3 protein-coding genes are annotated in these 2,584 nt (G+C 70.2%); all 3 read left to right on the top strand.

All coding sequences use genetic code 11. The annotated features are described in order from the left end of the window. The first annotated feature begins 131 nt into the window (after window positions 1–131). Window positions 132–383, top strand: coding sequence for a hypothetical protein (locus A612_RS05755; protein ID WP_019373578.1), 252 nt, complete (start codon window positions 132–134; stop codon window positions 381–383). A gap of 39 nt (window positions 384–422) precedes the next feature. Beyond that, window positions 423–1,283, top strand: a complete 861-nt coding sequence (gene ypfJ, locus A612_RS05760) for a KPN_02809 family neutral zinc metallopeptidase (protein WP_019373579.1) — start codon at window positions 423–425, stop codon at window positions 1,281–1,283. 52 nt (window positions 1,284–1,335) lie between these two features. Further along, window positions 1,336–2,584: DEAD/DEAH box helicase (locus tag A612_RS05765; RefSeq protein WP_040436194.1), on the top strand; the 1,249-nt coding region annotated here is incomplete at its 3' end.

The following is a 2,584-nucleotide window of genomic DNA, read 5'->3' on the forward strand; positions in this document are numbered from 1 at the left end:
TGTCGGGCGGCGCTGCGCACGCGACCCGGCAGCCGTCCTACGCCGGGGCGCGCCGCGCGTCGCACGCGCCGGAGAGGGCAGCCGGCTAGCATGCTGCCAATCTTCCCGAACGAAGCTGGAGCCCCTTCCCCATGGTCGACCCTGCCTCCTCCGCCGCGCGCCCCGGGCGCAACACCCCCGCAGATCCGCCCTCCGGCGCGCGCGTTGCCGCATGGCTTGCGGCTGCAGGCCTGGTCGTCATCGTCGTGCAGCTGCTGGCGTTCGACCGGCTGCTGGAGCGCCATGTGCGCGATGCCCGGCTGCAGGCGGCGCAATACGTGACCACCACCTTGCAACCGCGCCTGCCGGCGCAGGGCGATGAAGCCCTGCTGGCCGCGCGCTGATCGGCGGCGGGCGCAAGCCACCGCGAGCGGGAAACAGCCATGAAATGGGAAGGCAATCGCGAATCCTCCAACGTCGAGGACCGGCGCAGCGGCGGCGGCCTGGTCGGCGGGCGCAGCATCGGCATCGGCGCCGTGGTGGTGGCGCTGATCGGCTGGGGGGTGTTCGGCATCAACCCGCTGACGACGCTGAGCGTGCTCTCCGGGGGTGGCGAGGCGCCGCAGGTCCAGCAGGGCCCGGCGCCGCAGCCGCCCGAGGGCGACCGGCAGGCCGCCTTCGTGTCGACCATCCTGGCCTCGACCGAGGACGTGTGGAGCCAGATCTTCCGCGAGGGCGGTGGCCAGTACCGCACGCCGAAGCTGGTCCTGTTCCGCGGCGCCACGCCCACCGCCTGCGGCACCGGGCAAAGCGCCATGGGGCCGTTCTACTGCCCGGGCGACCAGAAGGTCTACCTCGACATGGACTTCTTCGACACCATGAGCCGCCAGCTCGGCGCCCCGGGCGAGTTCGCGCGCGCCTACGTGGTGGCGCACGAGGTCGGCCACCACGTGCAGACCCTGCTGGGCACCACAGCCAAGGTGGATGGGCTGCGCGGGCGCGCCGGCCAGCGCGAACAGAACGCCATGTCGGTGCGCCTGGAGCTGCAGGCCGATTGCTACGCCGGCATCTGGGCGCGCCACTCACAACAGGCGCGCAACTGGCTGGAGGCGGGCGACATCGAGGCCGCCATGAACGCCGCCCAGCAGATCGGCGACGACACCCTGCAGCGGCGCAGCAGCGGCACCGTCCGCCCCGACGCCTTCACGCACGGCACCAGCGCCCAGCGCGTGCGCTGGTTCACGCGCGGCTACGACAGCGGAAGCGTGCAATCCTGCGACACATTCGGGGCATCCTCGCTGTGACAAGCCATCACCCATGGCCCGTTTTTTGTTGCAGTGCGACAATCACGGCTTGATGACACAAGCTTATTCCACTCTGGCGCTTGCCGAACCGCTCAAGCGCGCCGTAGCCGAGATGGGCTACGAGACCATGACGCCGATCCAGGCGCAGGCCATTCCCGTCGTCCTGACCGGCAAGGACGTGATGGGTGCCGCCCAGACAGGCACCGGCAAGACGGCGGCCTTCTCCCTGCCGCTGCTGCAGCGGCTGCTCAAGCACGAGAACAGCTCGGCCTCGCCGGCGCGCCATCCGGTGCGCGCGCTGGTGCTGCTTCCCACCCGCGAGCTCGCCGACCAGGTCGCCCAGCAGATCGCGCTCTACGCCAAGTACACCAAGCTGCGCAGCACCGTGGTCTTCGGCGGCATGGACATGAAGCCGCAGACCCTGGAGCTGAAGAAGGGCGTCGAGGTGCTGGTGGCGACCCCGGGGCGCCTGCTGGACCACATCGAGGCCAAGAACACCGTGCTCAACCAGGTCGAGTACGTGGTGCTCGACGAGGCCGACCGCATGCTGGACATCGGCTTCCTGCCGGATCTGCAGCGCATCCTGTCGTACCTGCCCAAGCAGCGCACGACCCTGCTGTTTTCTGCCACCTTCTCGCCCGAGATCAAGCGGCTGGCCGGCAGCTACCTGCAGGATCCGGTGGTGATCGAGGTGGCGCGCCCGAACGAGACGGCTTCCACCGTCGAGCAGCGCTTCTTCCGCGTGGACGGCGACGACAAGCGGCGCGCCATCCGCAAGGTCCTCAAGGACCGTGACCTGCGCCAGGCTTTCATCTTCGTCAACAGCAAGCTCGGTTGTGCGCGCCTGGCGCGTGCGCTGGAGCGCGACGGCCTGAAGACTGCGGCGCTGCATGGCGACAAGAGCCAGGACGAGCGTCTGAAGGCGCTGGAGGCCTTCAAGGCCGGCGAGGTGGACCTGCTGGTGTGCACCGACGTCGCGGCGCGCGGACTGGACATCAAGGACGTGCCGGCGGTCTTCAACCACGACGTGCCCTTCAACGCCGAGGACTACGTGCACCGCATCGGCCGCACCGGCCGCGCTGGCGCCTCCGGCCTGGCGGTGACGCTGGTGGCGGGCAGCGACACGCGCCTGGTGGCGGACATCGAAAAGCTCACCAAGAAGAAGATCGAGCTCGAGCCCATCGAACTCGAAGAGGAACGCCCACGCGGGCGCTTCGAGGAGGGGCGGCGCGCCAGGCGCGAGGGCAAGGGGGCGGCTGCCAGCGCCGCGCCGCGCAGCAGCCATGGGCGCAGCGGCGGCA

Origin of the sequence: Melaminivora alkalimesophila (assembly GCF_000282995.1) — a bacterium.
Taxonomy (GTDB): domain Bacteria; phylum Pseudomonadota; class Gammaproteobacteria; order Burkholderiales; family Burkholderiaceae_C; genus Melaminivora; species Melaminivora alkalimesophila.

What these genes read in the sequence shown, in the direction of transcription:
- ypfJ (WP_019373579.1), top strand. Translation starts at nt 423, where the DNA reads ATGAAATGGGAAGGCAATCGCGAATCCTCCAACGTCGAGGACCGGCGC.
- A612_RS05755 (WP_019373578.1), top strand. Translation starts at nt 132, where the DNA reads ATGGTCGACCCTGCCTCCTCCGCCGCGCGCCCCGGGCGCAACACCCCC.